Genomic DNA, 16648 nt, shown 5'->3' with positions numbered 1-16648 from the left:
TCGGCCTGAGCAACTCCTTCGGATTCGGCGGACACAACAACGTTCTCGTCGTCGCCGCCGGAAGCGGCCCCGAAGCCGCCTAACAACCATCCCCACGGTCAGCGACCAACTCCACGGATCGCCAGCGTCGCCGCCTAGGGTTCGACAAGGAAGGCAGCTTGTGCCCGAGTCCCCGATCTCGAATGTTTCCGACACGGCTAGGTGGATGGCGGTATATCGAGCTGCAGAGTCCGCCCGTCACGACGCGCTGTTCAAAGACCCGCTCGCTGAACGCCTCGCCGGTGAACATGGTCGCGCCATCGCCGCGGTTGCGCCCCGGATGGCACGCAACGGCTGGTGGTGGGTAACCCGCACTATCCTGATAGATCGCCTCGTCGCCGAAGCCGTCGGCGGAGGCTGCGACCGGGTGGTCAACCTCGCGGCTGGGTTCGACACTCGCCCCTACCGGCTTGATCTGCCCAGCGGGATCGACTGGATCGAAGCTGACACCCCTGAGCTCATAGCCGAGAAAGAGCGGCTGTTGGCCGACGAAACACCCCGGTGTCGAATGTCTTCGGTAGGTGTCGACCTTGCCGACACAGCCAGCCGTCGCGCTTTCTTGAACGACGCGCTCGGCGGCGCCCGCAACGCCTTGGTGATCACCGAAGGGCTCATTCTCTATCTCGATGCGGGCCAGGTGCGCGGTCTCGCGCAGGATCTGCACCGTGACGAGATTCGCTCGTGGATCACCGATCTGCTCAGTCCGTTCATCGTGCGGCACATGATGCGAAAGATGCCGAGTTTGGACAGGGCGCCGATGAAGTTCGGGCCGGCAGAAGGCGTCGCATTCTTCGAGCGAGAGGATTGGTCCGTCGAGGAAGTGCGATCAATATTCAAAGAAGCCGGACGACGGAATCGGCTGCCGTTCATGCTCCTCCCGTTCGGATACCTTCCCGACCCCAATCCGCGTAAGCTTTCCCGCATTCCGTGGTCGGGAGTCGTCCAACTTGCACCGCGCGCGTCCCGACAGGCCGGCGAGTGAGCCAGTACCACCACCGATGCCGCGTCACGGCGTTTGATTCGGCTGAGCGGAGTGCTACGCAGATCTTCGTGCACAGCAGAGACTGCGCAGCCACCGCGACCCTTGGTCAGACTCATGGGCCTATCGCCGGATTCATTCAATCGCCGACTGGCCCCGTGTTTCCTGCGTTTGGTGCAATTCGAGGACGCCACTACGTGACAGCGCTAGGCTCGGTTCAGTGAAGCTGTCAGACGACCACGATCGTGTCGCTGTCATCGGCGGCGGTATGGCAGGAATCGCCACCGCCTACTTTCTCCAGCGAGCGGGTCTACGCCCTGAAGTATTCGAGGCCCAACCCGCTCTCGGGGGGCGCTGCGCAGTCACCACACTTGATGGTCGTGAAATCACCTACGGCGGCAAGAACATCGGCAAGACCTATCGAATGTTCCGCGAGTTCACCGAAGCAATGGGCGACCATCCTTACGAATACTTCGGCATCAACTCATCGCGAGTCGAGAACGGCACGTTACGTACGTTCGACAGCAGCCGCAAGCTGCGGGGCTTCGCCGATGTCATCGCCCGAGCTCCCAAGCGCGATATCATGCGCTTCGGGAGAATTGTTGCGGCAGTGCGTCTTAACGAGTCACGTCGGTACCTTGGCTCTCGCTACGCTGAGCGCAGGACGCGGCGGGGTGACCGCGTACTCACTGAACGGTTCGGCGCCCAGTTCTGCGACGCCACGCTGCGCTCTTTGACCATTCGTCCCAATGGAGCGGAGCCCGATGAGCTCTACGTCGGAACGCTCAATGCAAATGTCGGTATGGTCCTCGACTCTTACGACCAGCTTAGCAACGGATTCGGGCCCGTTCTCGAATCGTTCGCCGCCACCCACGACGTACATCTTGAGACGCGCGTCCTGAGTCTGCTTGTCGAAGACGATCGCATCACGGGCATTCGCACACAGACACGCGGCCAACCACCTGAGGACCGGCGCTACGGTGCTGTTGTAATCGCCACTCCCGCCTTCGTTGCCGCTGAGCTCATACGTCCCCACCGGCCGACCCTTGCCGAATGGCTGGACGACGTCCGTTACTTCCCCGGTGCGGTGGTCGTTGCCCACTATGCGCGTGACATCTTCACCGAGCAGGTGCGTGCGCTGGTCTTCGGGAAGGAAGAGCCGGTGAGCAACGCCGGTGTGTACGGCGTGAATGATCGTGATTTCGTGCGCTACACGTTCAGCGGACGCACGGCTCGCCGCCTGCTGGCCCGAGGTGCCGACGGCGAAGAACTGCTCACACAAGGCGAAGCTTGCCTTGACCGCTACATACCTGTGAGCGCCGAAGACCGTCTTGGTTATGTGTCTCGACGTTGGGACCACGCGTACTGCGCTCACCTCAGCGACCATCCGGCGTTTCTCCGAACCGTCGATGAACACGTCGGAAGCCTCCCAGGCCTGTTGCTGGCAGGCGACTACCTGCGCGGTGTCTCGATCGAGTCGTGCTTCAGATCCGGCTACGACGCCGCTCAGCGATTGATACCCACCCCGCCAGGAGCTGACGTCAGCACCAATAGGCGAAGGACGCTAGGGGCGGCGGCCAAGTGATGAGGAACTACCGATCGATGGTGCGACCAGCAGCGAGAGTCGGTGCTGAGGAAGCGGCGGCGAACCAGCCGTCACAATCACACGGAGGACGAACATGGTAGCGAAAACCCCTGTATGGCAACGAGTGGCTTCCGGCGTCGGCGGAGCGTTGGTCATCGCATCCCTTTTCCTGCCGTGGGCCGCTGTCGACGGCGCGCACCTGAACGGCTGGGACTTCAATACCGTCGCGGCCCTGTATTTCCTCATCTGCGGTGCCTTCGGCATCCTGACGGCGGTCACAGGCGGCCAGTACGGCTTCATGCGTCCCGATGTGTCGATCATCGGCGGAACCGACCTCCTCAACGTCATCTCGATGCTGCTCTTCGTGTGGCTGCTCTTCAATTTCCCGGAGAACGCCACCCGGGAATACGGCGTGTATGCCGCGCTGATCTTCACTGCGATCGCGGCGTTCCCGATCGCGGATTATCGCCCGCTGCGCGGAGCGCCGTGGTTCCCGCCCGTGAAGACCGGCGAAGCGGCGAGCGCCGGTACCTCGTCCTGAGTGCTCGCCGGCTCTCTGGAAATCGTCAGCACTGATGATGAGTTTGCACGACTAAGTAATCCTGGAAGTCCCGGTAGCACGGCGGTAACCTCGGTGGGCCCAGCGCGCCTATGGGCCCACCGAGCGCCTTTGACCTCAAACCGGGCGGGTAGTCACGTCAAGACGTCTCCGAACGGTCGCGCTGAGCGACCATACGAGTCATGCAATCCGTTCCAGTCAATCAAGTGCGATGACGGTCAATGCGCTTTCCGCCGCGATAGTGCCGCTTTGACCGATGGTCAACGTGACGGTGAGTTCTCCGCCGTCAGGCGAGCGGCGAAGCGCGCCAACTTTAGCGGTCACGGCCGTCGGTGCGTCGAGCTCCAGAAAGCTACTGAACTCAATGTCTACCTTGGCGATGTACACCTTTTCCGAGTGAAGGTTGTGGTGCACGCATGCTGCGCGGAGCGCTTGCTGACGGATGGCCTCAATAAGAAGCGGGCCAGGGACATGGTCCTGAGGATGGTCGAAGAAGACCCTGTGATCTGGTCGGATCACGAGTCCGGCTGTATAGGTATCAGGAGTGTCGCCGCTCGCGAACGCGCCGATGACGACATTGCGTACGTCGCGTCTTCCGACCATCACAGGATCGAGCGGCTCGACCGAGACGGGGTCCGGCGACTCCGTCGTTCGGTCTGCCGCCCCCTCGGGGTCGCGCATCATGTCTCGCATGGCGCCGTAGCTGTCGGGCGGCAGCAGCTGGCAGAACCCGTAGCCGCTGCCTACGTATGCTCCGTTGGCGTACATCTGTCCGAAAGCCTCGAAGGACGTCAGCCGGTTGCGGCGCAGACGCAAGTTCCGAACGCTGTAGTGGACAAGGAGATCGGTCGGCGTGTCCCCGATGCGCATGGTTTCGACGTCTTCGCGTTCGTTCTTGCCGGAGACCTTCCGGAAGATGTAATGGGTTCCCGGCGGGACGTCGTGGAAGCAATGACCAGTGAGAAGACCTGACTGGCGCATCACCTCACCGAGCGCCGTGAAATCGTAGTACGGCAAGCAGACGTCGCTGAAGTAGCTGTGGCATCGTGGCAGCTGCGCCGCCACCAGATACTCATTGGGCCCGAGTTGCTTGTAGTCGCAGAGCAGAACTTCCTCGATTGCTCGCTTATGGACCAGACCGCGCGGCACCATTTGGTCGAATGTGAGCCCGGCGTCTCTTACGACGTCCGACAGCGACGAGGATGACGTCATGGAACAAGATTTTAACACCGGGGCGAGCGGTTAGGTGCTCAATCCTCCGTCCACGGGCAGCACTGCACCGGTGACGTAACTCGCCTCCTCCGACGCCAAAAACCTTACACAGGCAGCCACCTCGCGCGGCAGGCCGACGCGACGAGCAGGGATGCGATCCAGCCGGTCTCCAGGGACCTCAGCAGTCATGTCGGTCTCGATCCAGCCTGGGGCGACCGCATTGACGGTGACTCCGCGGCGAGCGACCTCGAGCGCAACTGCTTTCGTCCAGGCGATGAGACCGCCCTTCGCAGCCGCGTAGTTACCCTGGCCGGGGCGTCCGCGTAGGCCGGCGACGGACGCAATGTTGATGACTCGACCGAACCGGGCCCGGCGCATGTCGGCGAGAACGGCACGTGTGATGCGAAACGCTGCACCCAGATTGGTGTCCACCACAGCGTCCCAGTCGTCATCCTCCAAGTGGATAGTGAGGCGATCGCGGGCGATGCCCGCATTGTTGACCAGTACGAGGATGGGTACGCCGAATTCGGCGACGATCGCGTCGTTCAATATCGACGGCGCTTGCCGGTCGGCGATGTCCGCGGCGAATGCCGCTGCGCGACCTCCCTCGCGCGCAATTTCCTCGACAACTGACTGCGCTGCGCGTTCGTTGCTGTGGTAGTTGACGGCGACGGGCCATCCGTCGCGTGCGAGCTGTCGCGCGGTTTCGGCCCCGATGCCTCTTGAAGCGCCGGTCACCAGCGCGCACCCTGGTGGTCGAATTACTGGCTTGGTCAACTGCGATCCTCCGTTCGTCTTAGGTGCATCGCACACTCATCGTTGCCGAATGCGCTCACCGTTCAGTCAGCCCGCCACGGCTGAGGATCGGACTGAAGGCGCCAGCGCGGGGTTTTGGGTCGTGGGTGCAGCGGGCGGTTGTCTGCTGCCGCCGCATTGAAGTCGTTGACGCGCAATGAGATCGATCACGTGGGTGGTTGTGTGGTTGCAAGCTTCCGGCGGAAGGACCAGCCAGTGCGCGGTGCGGTGACCCGGTTAGGCCACCAGAACCAACGGCCCAGCAACGCTACGATCGACGGCATCAGAACCGTGCGGATGATCAGCGTGTCCAGGAGAAGTCCGATACCGATTGTGGAACCCATCTGGGCGATACTTTGGACGGTGCTGCCCAGCATCGCGAACATGGTGATGCCGAAGATGATTCCGGCGGTGGTGACCACTCCGCCCGTGCCGGCGAAGGCACGAATCAGCCCGGTATTGATACCGGCCCAGGCCTCCTCGCGTATGCGTATCGCCAGCAGCAGATTGTAATCGGTGCCCACAGCCACCAGGGCGATGAAGGCGATCGGCGCGACGATCCAGTGCAGTGGTTGACCCAGCACGTGTTGCCAGATCAGCACGCTGACCCCGAGCGTGGATCCGTAGGAGACGATCACGGTGCCCACCACCACCACAGCAGCGACTGGACTGCGCAGCATCACGGCGACAATGAGGAAGATCAAGACGACGGTCACGACCGCCAGCAGGATGACGTCGTCGCGAAGCAGCGCCTGCAGATCGTGGGTGGTCGGGCCGACTCCCACTTGCTGCACCGACAACGGAGTGAGGGTGCCTTCTTTGGTGGCCTCGTCGATCGCGGCCTGAATCTGCGCGGCATGATGCGCGCCGTCCACGCCCCACTCCTGCCCGCGGCTGAACACCAGCAGAAGAGCGGCGTGGCCGTCGGGTGAGACGAGTGCCTTGAGCGCTTCTCGGAATCGAGGGTCCTCCAATGCGCGGTTCGGCATGTAGAACCCACCTGCAGCACTGCCCTCGAAGTTCAGGTCGATCTCGTTGAGGTAGTCGGTGAGTTGGCGCATCTGCGGCGATATGGCGCCGATCGCGCCGCGTAGCCCTCTGGTCGCCTCCTGCACTTGGTCCAAGGTGCCGCGCATCTGCTGCAGCGTCTGCGGCACCGCAGCCAGGGCAGAGGTGACGGTGCTCGACCCCGCTGTCAGCCGTACTGTGCCAGCCGACAAGTCGGTCGAGCTTCGAACCAAGCTGTCGACGGGGTCGACGACCTTCGCCACCAAGGAGCAGATCGGGTTCACCGCGCAGTCCGGGATGCCGTTCTTGAAGTTGCGCAATGGGTCGAGGTAACCGGAGACGACTGTGAGGTTGTCCCTCAAGCCGTCCACTCCGGCGCGCATGCCGTCTGCGGCCGAACCGATCTCGCGCATGCCGTCCGCCCCGCCGGCCATCGCCCCGCCCATTTGGTCCACTGCCGCGCCGACTTGAGCCAGGGCGGCATCGAGGTCGCCGGCGACTCCGTTGAGCCGGTTCGTCAGCGAGTTAATGGCGTCATTCAGCTGGTCACCGATCATCCCGGCCTGATACGTGAGGTTCGCTTCCGCGGGGACAGTGCCCGCCGGGCGGCTGGCGGACTGCACCATGCGCACCCCGGGAATCGCCATGATCTGGCGTGTGACCCGTTCGATGGCGATCAACCCGGCCGGATTACGTAGATCGTGGTCGGCTTCAACGGTGACCACGTTAGGTAACAGTTGATTCGGCGGGAAGTGCCGGTCCATCGCCGCGTAGCCTAGGTTCGATTCGGCATCGTCGGGCGTTGCGGCTGGTTCATTCCAATTCACCTGCATACCGATCAACGGCACAGTCAGGGCGATGATCAACCCGGCGCTCACCACGAAGAGTGGACCCGGCCATCGGGCAAGCATGATGCCGACGCGCCGCCAACGTCGGGCGATGACAGCGCGTTTGGGTTCCAAGAGTCCGCGCCGACCGGCGATCTGAATAAGTGCCGGCGTCAAGGTCAGCGCGGCAAGCGCCACGATGAGAATTCCTATCGCACAGGGCAGCCCGATACTTCGAAACATGCTGATCTGCGCCAGGCCCAGGCAGGACAGCCCCGCGGCGATGGTCAGCGCGGAGGCGACGATCACCGGTGAGACAGCGCGGTACGAGGCGATCAAGGCCGCCTCGTGTTCGATGCCCTGGCGACGGCCTTCGTGATAGCGACCTATCAGGAAGATGGCGTAGTCGACACCGGCCCCTAGGATCATCGCGGCGATGAGCGCCACAGTGAACAGCGACACCTCAAGGACACCGTGATTGCCGAGCGCGGCGACTACGGCCTTCGCGACGGCCAAAGTCAGCCCGACCGCCATCAGCGGGATGGCGATAGCCACCAGCGAGCGGTAGACCACGAGTAGGAGCAGCGTGATCACTACCACGGTCGCGGCGGTGATGAGCAACATCTGGCGGTCGACGGCGGCGAACTCGTCGGCCAGCGTCGCGCCGGGACCTGTGACATATACGCGCAGACCGGCGGGCGGGCCGAGTTCGGCCGCCGCCTCCCGGATCGCGGAGACAGATGCACTGGCCTGCGCGGTGCCGAGCAGTCCTGTCAACCGCACCATCAGGTTGACCGCCCGGCGATCCTTGCTCTGCACCGCATCCGCACTCAGAGGCGCCGACCAGAGATCAGTGACCGCTTGCACGTGCTCGGTGTCGGACCGCAGCTCAGTAACCAGGGCGTCGTAGTAACGCCGGTCTGCGGGCTGCAGGGGATCCCGCCGCTCCAGTACGACGTAGACGAGGTTGTTACTCGACGGCGCGTCGAAAAGCGCGGCCGAGCGATCGGCCGCGATCACGCTCGGTGCGTCTGTGGGCATGAACGATGGTGAGCGCGCCTCGACCACTCGCTCGAGCTGCGGCACCAGGACGTTGGCCACCGCCGCGACGGCGATCCAGGCCAAGACGACGAGTCCGGCGTGGCGACGGGACAAACGCGCAAGGGGGCCCAGCAGCGTTGCGATCGCGGTGCCGGCTGCACCCCCGGCCCGCCCTCGAAGCAATGCGACTCCCCCCGTAACGGTCCTATCGCAGATAGGATCTGTTGCTGGGGATCATAACGTCTTTGCCGCTTTTCTAGGTGTGGGTTTGGATGGCAAGCTCCATGATTGAAGGGGTCGAAGCGGCGGCGCTAACGAGGCGAGCCCAGAGCCCGACCGGGATCGGCGCTCCCGAATCTACAACAGCGTAAAATCTTATTGCGAAGGGGTTTTGGTGGGCGAAGACGTAAAGCTGGACGCCCGTCGTGTCGGTCGATGGACCGATGAAGAACGACTGGTTGTCACTCGCGAGCGGATCGCGGCCTACGCGGCCGCCACCAACGACCCGATCCCCGCTCACCTGGCCGGGGAGGTGGCACCTCCGGTGTTTGCTGTTGTGCCGGTGTTCAAGACGATGATGGCGGCTGGTGTCGACGCGATACCGGCCGAGCTGTTCACGCGAGTGTTGCACAGTGCGCATGACATTCGTTTTCACCGGCCGATCCGACCCGGTGACACGTTGGCCTCGCGCGGCAGGATGATCGGCTACGAGGGCATGCGCAAGGGCCGCCGAGCTCAAAAAGGGACCCGGATGGTGATGATGCTCGAAACGCGTACGGACGCGGGTGCTCTCGTGACCGAGCAGTACGTCACGATCCTCGTGCTGGGCTTCAACGCGGGGGAGCCGGTGGGCGAGCTCGGCCCTCATCACGCTCTTGAGGAAAGCGTTCGCGACCGGCCACCCGTCGCCAGCGTCGCACAGCATGTGGATCGTGACCAGACGTTTCGGTACGCGGCGGCCTCTGGTGATCAGATGCCGATCCACCTCGACGAAAACGTGGCCATCGACGCTGGGTTGCCGGGCATCATTGTGCATGGCTTGTGCACGATGGCTTTCGCTTCCTGGGCCATCCTCACCGAGGTGTGCGGTGCGGATGTTACCCGCCTTCAGCGGATCGCCGTGCGGTTCTCCAACATGGTGCGCCCCGGTGACGACCTGGAAACCAGGCTTTGGAAGCGGACTGAGGCCGAGACGGCTACGGTGCACGACTACGTGTTCGAGACGATGCGCGGCAAGGATGTTGTTATCACCGATGGGTTGGCCGAATTGTGTCCGTGACTGATTGATCGGTACGGCCGAGCGGGCTGAAGGCCGCGTGTGTCGAAGGTCGAGCAGGCGCGGCGCGCACAGGGGACTTCCGAGGCAGTCTGAAGGGGCAGCCTATGAGGTCTTGCGGCGAGTACCGCCGCTTCGCCGAGATCTCCGGTGCCGATCGGCAATGGCCTCGGCGAGCCAACGCGCATAGTCGGCTTCCATTGACTTCATACGTAACCCGTATTCGAGCACTGCCCGACCATAGAAGTGGCTGTCACCTTCCGACCATTCGATCGAGTCCTTCAGTTTCCCCAGGCGATCGATCTCGGCATCGGCCAGTTCAGCGATGGCGCCGACATAGGCACGGGCCTGGTCAGGTGACACCTCACTGAGCAAGAAAAGCCGAAGGAGCTGCGCGCTGCGGAAGGGAGGATCGCCCAGCGGATCGGTCATCCAGCGCTCTAATTCGGCCCGCCCCGCCGGCAGGATTCGATATTCCTTACGCCCACGCGCGCCGACAGCACTCGCTTCGATCATCCCCGCGTCGGCAAGCTTGAGCAACTCGCCGTAAAGCTGGCTCTGCGTCGCCGGCCACACATTGGCCAACGATTCCTCGAACCGCTTGAGAAGGTCGTAGCCACTGCCCGACTGCTGGGATAGCAGCCCTAACACCGCGATACGCAGGCTCATGCCAGGCCGGTTCTCAGTCGGTGCCGATCAGTATCGACGCTGACCGGTGCGAGAGTGGCACCCTGTCCGTAGGGGCCCGAAGTGGTGTCCTCAACAGTTGTCGTGGCCCAGCACAGGCGTTCACTCGGTAGCCGGTTCGACACGGCGGTTCGACACCCCCAGTTCTACGTCGGTAATGCCCTCGAGGCGCATGTTTCTCGTCTCCGGCCCGAACTTCACCAGAGCTATCACCGCGAGCAGCATCGGCACCACGCCCAAGGCGGCTGTGACCCGAATTGAGGGCGAGGCGACGGCCGCTGCGGCGAGAGTCAAGACCAGCACGCCGCCCGCCTTCGTCGCACCCGCAGAAATGCCGCTGCCACGGGCACGGATAGCGGTCGGGTACACCTCAGCCGTGTAGGCGATCAGCACCGCGTTGAACGCACTGATACCCCAGATGGGAATCACGAGAAGTACATGCAGCCATACCGAATTGGTGGCGACCTGGTCGCCGAGGATCGCGAAAACCGATAAGGACGACGCCATCAGGGCGACGATCAACAGCAGCGTCTTTTTACTGCTCCAGAAGCCGTACATCAACCCTATCGGTATGCTCAGCGGAAATCCGATCATCGCCGCATCACGCAACGTCGAATTCGCATTCACGGCAGATAGACCTAGCCGCTGCAGGTTCGACGGCATCCATTGCTGGAACCCGTACTGCGTCACCCCGATACTCAGCGCCAGTAGCAATATGGCGGCAGACAGACCCAGCAAGCTCCGTACGGCGGTCTTAGTCGGATGCGACTCACCGTCACTATCCACAGCATCGGCGGTGGTGGTCGGCTCAAAGACCGCTCCGTACCGTTCCATCACTGCGCGAGCTTCTGTTTGGCGTCCCTGCTGTAGCAGATACCGGGGCGACTCGGGTATCCACCGGTTCAACAGCAGCAGGACAAGGCCCGTCGGAAGGCTGATAAGCCATAGAAGCCGCCACCCGAAGTGTTCCGGTGAGGCCCATGTCGCCGCCAACCAACTCACGATGATGTATGCGCCGGCGATATCGCTGCCGACGAGGACCAGCATCCATCCGCGGTGTTTCCTCGGCATCGTCTCGGACAGTAAAGCGAAGGCGATGGGGAGCATGCCGCCCGCGCCGAGGCCCATCACAAAACACGTGAGGAGATTCATCCAGTACTCGGGCATCGTGCCGCAGGTGGAGGTGGCGATGAAGATGATGGCGGCGAGGAGAATCGACGCACGCCGCCCTATCCGGTCGCCCATCCAGCCCCAGATGAACGATCCGATCATAGTGCCGGCGATTCCCGAGAGGGGATACCACCCGATAGACAACGCATCCGCGGTCGGATTCAGCGGCCCGCGAAGCCCATACTCTGCGGCAGCACCGGGAGCCACAAAAGCCAGAGACACCGGCTTCATCACATCGATCGTGACGGCGGCCCCGACGACGATCAGAAGAGCGATATGAGCTCTTCGCAACGGCGCGCCGTCGAGGGGGCCGACGCCACGGATCGGTGCGGGTCGTCTTCTGATCGTGTCAGTCGGGAACAAGCCATATGCCGTCACCGCTACCCCGAGGAACAGCAGAGCCATCCCGATACTCATATTGAGGCTCACGGGCATCCCTGCCATGTGATAGCCCATATCGCGAGTCGCGTAGAAGTCAGGGAGTTGGAGCAGAACACCGATGGTTGTCGTAGCGACGCCGAACCAGAAGGCTCGTGGATGCGCATAAGAGATACCGGCCACGGGCCTGGCCGAGAATCGGCCTTGTACAGGCACATTGCTCATGGAGGACTCCCAGCCATCCGCGGCGCGAGCGTGCTCGGCTTAAGGGGCGGTCGCCGACGACGGACTTGATAGGCCATGATGTGGCTCCTCACCCGTGGGTCCGAAGACCAATCCGGATCTCTTGAGCCGGCGTTCGAAGAGACGCTGCAGCGGACCGGCGACGAACGTGGTGATGATCGTCATGATGGCGAGGATCGTGTAGAGCTTGCCTGTGATCAAACCCGCTTCGAGACCGATGTTCAGCAAGATCAGTTCCATCAGGCCACGCGCATTGGCGAGCGCTCCCATCGCGCCGGCCTCGTTCCAACTCATTCCTTGCCAACGGGCAGTGAGCCCCACGGCTGCGAACTTGCCGGCGAAGGACACCACTAGCACGACTGCGGCCATAAGCAGAGTGGGCCCATCGAGCAGAAGTGAGAGCTCAGTGTTCAAACCCGAATAGATGAAGAACGCCGGAACCAACAGGTAGGCCACCAGCGGCTCGAAACGCTCACGGATCGCATCGAGTAGCGCACCGCGTGGCATTACGGCACCGGCGACGAACGCGCCGAAAACCGAGTATATGCCGACCAAGTCCGTAAACCAGCTCGCCGTCAGCACAACCAAGAGAATGATGCACAGGTGCGCGATCGGCACTCCGCCGGTCCGCTCGACGTCATTACGGCTGGGAGTCCACGTATTCAGCCGTGCGAGTAGCGGCCGGCCAATGTAAATCATCAAGAGCAGATAGGTCAGACCGCCACCCAACGCCAGGATGGCTCCGAGCGCGCTCCCTTTCGTCGTGGCGACGACCGTGGCAAGCAGTACCCAGGCACAGGCATCGTCGACCGCGGCGCATGACAGTGACATGGTTCCGAGCCGGGTGTTGAGTAGGCCGGAGTCGTAGATGATCCACGCCAGCATGGGAAAAGCTGTGATCGCAACAGCGGCTGCAACGAACAGACCACCCTGCCAGGGCACGACGTCGCCGGTGAAGTAGCCGCCGAGACTGACCAGCCACCACCCGGTGAGACCACCCAGGACTAACGGAATCCCCACACCGGCAGCCGAGGTAGCACCAGCCTGCCGCATATGGGCGCTGAGGATCTCCAGCTTGAAAGAGGCCCCCACCAGAAACATATAGAGCACGAGACCCAATTGGCCGACAACGTAGATGGCGGTGAGGTTGGGATGTGTAAATGTCTCGGCGCCAACCGTTATTTTCGTGGGAAACAGCCACTGCTGCGCGGAAGGCCACACCCAGCCCAATACCGAAGGGCCAAGAAGGAAGCCGGCCACCATGATTGCCACTACCTGCACCTGGCCCAGTCGACGGAACAGGGGCCAAAGCAATCGGAACGTTACAAGTATGAAGGCGATCTGGAGGAAGAAGTGGGTCGTGATCTCGAGCAGTGTGGGCATGTGGTTTCCGATCGGAAAATGGACACTATGCTGCGGGTCTTCAACTCAGTGGCGCCAGTCGTCGTGACCCTGGCTGGGCAGTACGGACGCCTTCCATCGGGCGGGCCCTTAAGGCGGGACGTGACATCACAAACACTCGGGTGACTGGGGTCGAGGGTGATATGCCCTTGAGGCGGCGGCGTTGAATTACTTGCCTTGCCGGTTCGAGTCGCGGCCGGGTCGAGATTGCCGTCACGCGCGTTGAGCCTTTGCCGCCATGACTCGCCCCCGTTCGACAGACATATGTGCGCCGGACCCGGCCTCCTCGGCCGCCGTCAACTCATCTGAGTTGGACGAACACTATTTGCCAGCTGCGCATTGGTCAAGGGTGCGTTCGTAGGCGGTACGTGTGCGCCACAGGCGGCGACCGCGCGGTGACCATTTACATAAGTGTAGATTTGGCGCTGGCGAACACGCCGCGGCCGGGCGTTCTGGCCTAGCGAGGATGGCGGTCAAAGTTTGCCCGGGAGCTAAGTGGCTGTCGCGGCGCATGACAGCACATGTCCAGTTTGCCTTCGCAGACGACGACGTGGACGCCGCGCACGGGCAATTTGACCAACCAGATACACCCCCCGATGGTTGAGGCCGACGGAACGCGGCCGCGCCGCCGGTGTGGCCGTCAGCTTGCACAGACTGCTCGGTCTGGGGACATCGGTCGGAACGTGCGTGCCGCGGAAGGCGGCTCGGTGATGCTCGTGCCGTGGTCGAGATACTAACGCGTGCCGAATGTTTGGCAGGCCCGCGTCGGCGATGTGACCTCGGGGAGATGCTGAGGCCTGTTTTGCAAGTGCTGCGTGCACCTCGCGTGCGTGTCAGCGGGGAAGTCCGATCATCGACACAAGGCGTCCGGCCACCATTGCCAGGCATTTCCCACCGAACCGAGCGGGGGTGCCCCTTCGATGGGGATCAGAGATCGCCTTTCCGGCGAGAGACGGCCTATGCCGCCACACGCGCCGACGACACAGCCGGACACGAAGTGGCGCGGCGCATAGACCGGGCCGTACGAACTGCAAGTGTCGTTGCAGCGGAGGCTTCATCGCCCGTGCCGGTGAGTCGAAAGTGGGCTTGGCTGAGCAGGGTTAGCGCGGAAGCTTGGCGCTGATCCGGTCGACGAGCTGGTTGGCGGCCGCGGCGGAATCAGTGTCACCGCACACGATGGATTCCACGGTCACATTGGCGCGGGCGAGCGCCGCGTGATAACAGCTACGAGCGGGTGGCTCCTGGCGGGTGGCGCCAGCGCCCACCCGGGTCGCCGTGCTCAGCGGGTCGGTGGCGTCGGTGGTGACGGCGGTGGGTGTCCAATGCTGGGTGACTGTACCGCTCGTGGTCGTGAACGGTTGGCCTGCGTCGCAGTATCCGAGCATGCGGGAGAAGTCACCGACCACCGCCTTCGGCGCTGGGGTGGCCGGACGCGGATTGGGCAAAGTCCTGGCGAACCACGACAGTCCGAACGTGGTCTGCGTTTGTCTCAGATCTACTTAGTTCCGAACTACTGCTGGTGTTCCCGCCAAGGCTGGTCGCCTCGATACTGGTGAGCGATCACGACCTGGACAACCGTCCGGTTCTAGGATCCGCCACCGAGAACGGAATTTCGCATCCGCCATCTGGAGCGGAATCCGGGAGAAGCGCAGGCAGGGGAGCTGGTATCCGCCACGTGCGAGTGGAACCTACACGGGTACGCCGGTAGCGGCCAATCTCGATGACGAATCGCTTATCGCCGCCCGTGACGTGGTTCGTCACGGGTTGGATGAAGCCGCGATCGTCGACGCGTATCGAGTCGCGCACAACATGGCATGGCGGTACTGGCTGCAGATCGCATTTGCATTGACGTCCGACGCGGACGAATTGCGCGAGCTGCTCGATTTGTCAGCTCGCTCTCTGGCCAGCTTCATCGATGAGACGGTCAGTGCGGTCTGTCACCAGATCCGAATCGAACGCAATGAGCTGACCCGTGGGACGCACGCCCAACGCCGGCAGACCATCGCGCTGATCATCGATGGGGCACCGATAATCCCGAAGCACATCGAGGACCGCCTCGGCTACGAGTTCGGGCAGAGCCACACTGCGGCGGTCATCTGGGGTGACGAGTTCAATACCAACCTGTCCGATCTTGACCGTGTCGCGGACATATTGATCCGCAACAGCGAGGGGCGGGCGTTGTCGGTGCTGGCCGATGCCCGGACTCGATGGGTGTGGCTCCCCGGGGCCGGTTACCCGGACCTGAGTGGTGTCGCCGCCGAGCTGAATCAACGGTCCGGCGTGCGTATGGCGGTCGGGCCGACGGCAGCGGGGATCGAGGGATTTCGGAGCAGCCACCTCGATGCGATAACCGTTCAGCGGATGATGGCGCGTCTTGGTTCACCTCAGCGACTCGCCATATTCACCGACATCTACCTCATCGCATTGATCAGCTCGAATCCTGAACATGCGGATCGATTCATCAAACAGACGCTCGGCGATTTCGAATCGGCTGACGCTGAACTCCAGCGGACCGTCCTGACTTTCGTCTACGAACAATGCAACGCCGCACGGACAGCGGAGCTGCTGTACACGCATCGAAACACGGTGTTGCGCAGGATCACCCGCGCCAACGAACTGCTACCGCGACCACTGGAAAAAGACGGCGTGCACATCGCGGTAGCGTTGGAAGCCCTGCACTGGCGTGGCGTGAGCCACTGAAAAGCTACGGCTCAGGACAGCGCGGCGAACCAGATCGCGATGTACTGGCAGATCGCCGCGACCGCGGTGCACGCGTGGAAGAACTCGTGGTAGCCGAAGGTCTGCGGCCACGGGTCCGGCCACTTCAGCGCGTACATGATCGCGCCGATGCTGTAGAGCATGCCGCCGACGGTCAGCAGCACCATCGCCGCGACCCCGGCGTTGTGCATGATCGTCGCGATGAAAAACGCTGACACCCAACCCAACAGCAGATACAGCGGCACCCCGACCCATTTCGGGGCGGTCGGCCAGCACAGCTTCAGCAGCACGCCGGCCAGCGCACCGCCCCACACGATGGTCATCACCAGCCGTTCCTGGGCGCTGTGGTCCATCGCCAGCAGCGCGAAGGGGGTGTAGGTGCCGGCGATGAAGATGAAGATCATCGCGTGGTCGAGCCGTTTCATCCGGATCCGGGTGGCCACCGATTTCCACGTCACCCGGTGATAGGTGGCGCTGACGGCGAACATGCCGACCACCGAGATGGTGTAGGCGAGCGTGGCCAAGCCTGCCTCGAGTCCGGCCAGCGGCCAGGTCACCCCGATGAGCGTCGCCCCGGCGATGGCCGCCACGATCGCCGACACCAGGTGAATCCATCCGCGGGCCCGCGGTCTGGTGTGTGCTGGGGCGATGTCGGCGGGCAGCTCACCCGGGTTGGGCTCGGAAATGGTGTCGGGGTGCGTGCTCATGAACCTTTCCTCCAGTGGATTCC

13 protein-coding genes are annotated in these 16648 nt (G+C 63.0%); 5 read left to right on the top strand and 8 right to left on the bottom strand.

The features are described from left to right. The first annotated feature begins 160 nt into the window (after window positions 1–160). From BST28_RS07425 to BST28_RS07415, 3 genes are all read left to right on the top strand, one after another. Window positions 161–1021, top strand: a complete 861-nt coding sequence (locus tag BST28_RS07425; protein ID WP_272937532.1) for a class I SAM-dependent methyltransferase — start codon at window positions 161–163, stop codon at window positions 1019–1021. A gap of 217 nt (window positions 1022–1238) precedes the next feature. Next, window positions 1239–2603 (top strand): protoporphyrinogen/coproporphyrinogen oxidase, encoded by a 1365-nt coding sequence (locus tag BST28_RS07420; RefSeq protein ID WP_083080528.1) that lies wholly within the window; start codon window positions 1239–1241, stop codon window positions 2601–2603. Window positions 2604–2697: 94 nt separating this feature from the next. Further along, window positions 2698–3144, top strand: coding sequence for a hypothetical protein (locus BST28_RS07415; protein WP_133054286.1), 447 nt, complete (start codon window positions 2698–2700; stop codon window positions 3142–3144). A 216-nt stretch (window positions 3145–3360) separates the two neighbouring features. Here BST28_RS07415 and BST28_RS07410 read toward each other — a convergent pair whose 3' ends face one another. The 3 genes from BST28_RS07410 to BST28_RS07400 form a co-directional block, all read right to left on the bottom strand. Next, on the bottom strand, window positions 3361–4374 hold the full coding sequence (locus tag BST28_RS07410; protein ID WP_083080526.1) for an AfsA-related hotdog domain-containing protein: 1014 nt from the start codon (window positions 4372–4374) through the stop codon (window positions 3361–3363). A gap of 30 nt (window positions 4375–4404) precedes the next feature. Continuing rightward, a complete protein-coding gene (gene fabG / locus BST28_RS07405) occupies window positions 4405–5112 on the bottom strand; it encodes a 3-oxoacyl-ACP reductase FabG (protein WP_083080525.1) in 708 nt (235 codons plus the stop codon). Window positions 5113–5336: 224 nt separating this feature from the next. Then, window positions 5337–8177, bottom strand: a complete 2841-nt coding sequence (locus tag BST28_RS07400; RefSeq protein ID WP_083080547.1) for an MMPL/RND family transporter — start codon at window positions 8175–8177, stop codon at window positions 5337–5339. A gap of 259 nt (window positions 8178–8436) precedes the next feature. Here BST28_RS07400 and BST28_RS07395 point away from each other — a divergent pair, with 259 nt between their 5' ends. After that, window positions 8437–9324, top strand: a complete 888-nt coding sequence (locus BST28_RS07395; RefSeq protein ID WP_207570053.1) for a MaoC/PaaZ C-terminal domain-containing protein — start codon at window positions 8437–8439, stop codon at window positions 9322–9324. A 102-nt stretch (window positions 9325–9426) separates the two neighbouring features. Here BST28_RS07395 and BST28_RS07390 read toward each other — a convergent pair whose 3' ends face one another. From BST28_RS07390 to BST28_RS07375, 4 genes are all read right to left on the bottom strand, one after another. Next, entirely contained in the window at window positions 9427–9990 is a 564-nt protein-coding gene (locus BST28_RS07390) for a PadR family transcriptional regulator (protein ID WP_083080524.1), read from the bottom strand. Between the two features lie 120 nt (window positions 9991–10110). Then, window positions 10111–11781 (bottom strand): MFS transporter, encoded by a 1671-nt coding sequence (locus tag BST28_RS07385; RefSeq protein ID WP_083080523.1) that lies wholly within the window; start codon window positions 11779–11781, stop codon window positions 10111–10113. A 39-nt stretch (window positions 11782–11820) separates the two neighbouring features. Next, entirely contained in the window at window positions 11821–13182 is a 1362-nt protein-coding gene (locus BST28_RS07380; protein WP_083080522.1) for a cation:proton antiporter, read from the bottom strand. 1118 nt (window positions 13183–14300) lie between these two features. Further along, a complete protein-coding gene (locus tag BST28_RS07375; protein ID WP_133054285.1) occupies window positions 14301–14645 on the bottom strand; it encodes a sensor domain-containing protein in 345 nt (114 codons plus the stop codon). A 145-nt stretch (window positions 14646–14790) separates the two neighbouring features. Here BST28_RS07375 and BST28_RS07370 point away from each other — a divergent pair, with 145 nt between their 5' ends. After that, window positions 14791–15900, top strand: a complete 1110-nt coding sequence (locus tag BST28_RS07370) for a PucR family transcriptional regulator (protein ID WP_083080520.1) — start codon at window positions 14791–14793, stop codon at window positions 15898–15900. Between the two features lie 11 nt (window positions 15901–15911). On the opposite strand, the gene trhA is transcribed toward BST28_RS07370, so the two are convergent. Then, window positions 15912–16625 carry a PAQR family membrane homeostasis protein TrhA gene (trhA, locus tag BST28_RS07365; protein ID WP_019738847.1) on the bottom strand — a complete coding sequence of 238 codons (714 nt, stop codon included), beginning with the start codon at window positions 16623–16625 and terminating at the stop codon, window positions 15912–15914. Window positions 16626–16648: the final 23 nt, after the last annotated feature.

The sequence above is a fragment of the Mycolicibacter kumamotonensis genome (assembly GCF_002086285.1).
In the GTDB taxonomy this organism is placed as follows: Bacteria; Actinomycetota; Actinomycetes; order Mycobacteriales; family Mycobacteriaceae; genus Mycobacterium; species Mycobacterium kumamotonense.
This window is presented reverse-complemented; position numbering and strand designations above follow the sequence as displayed.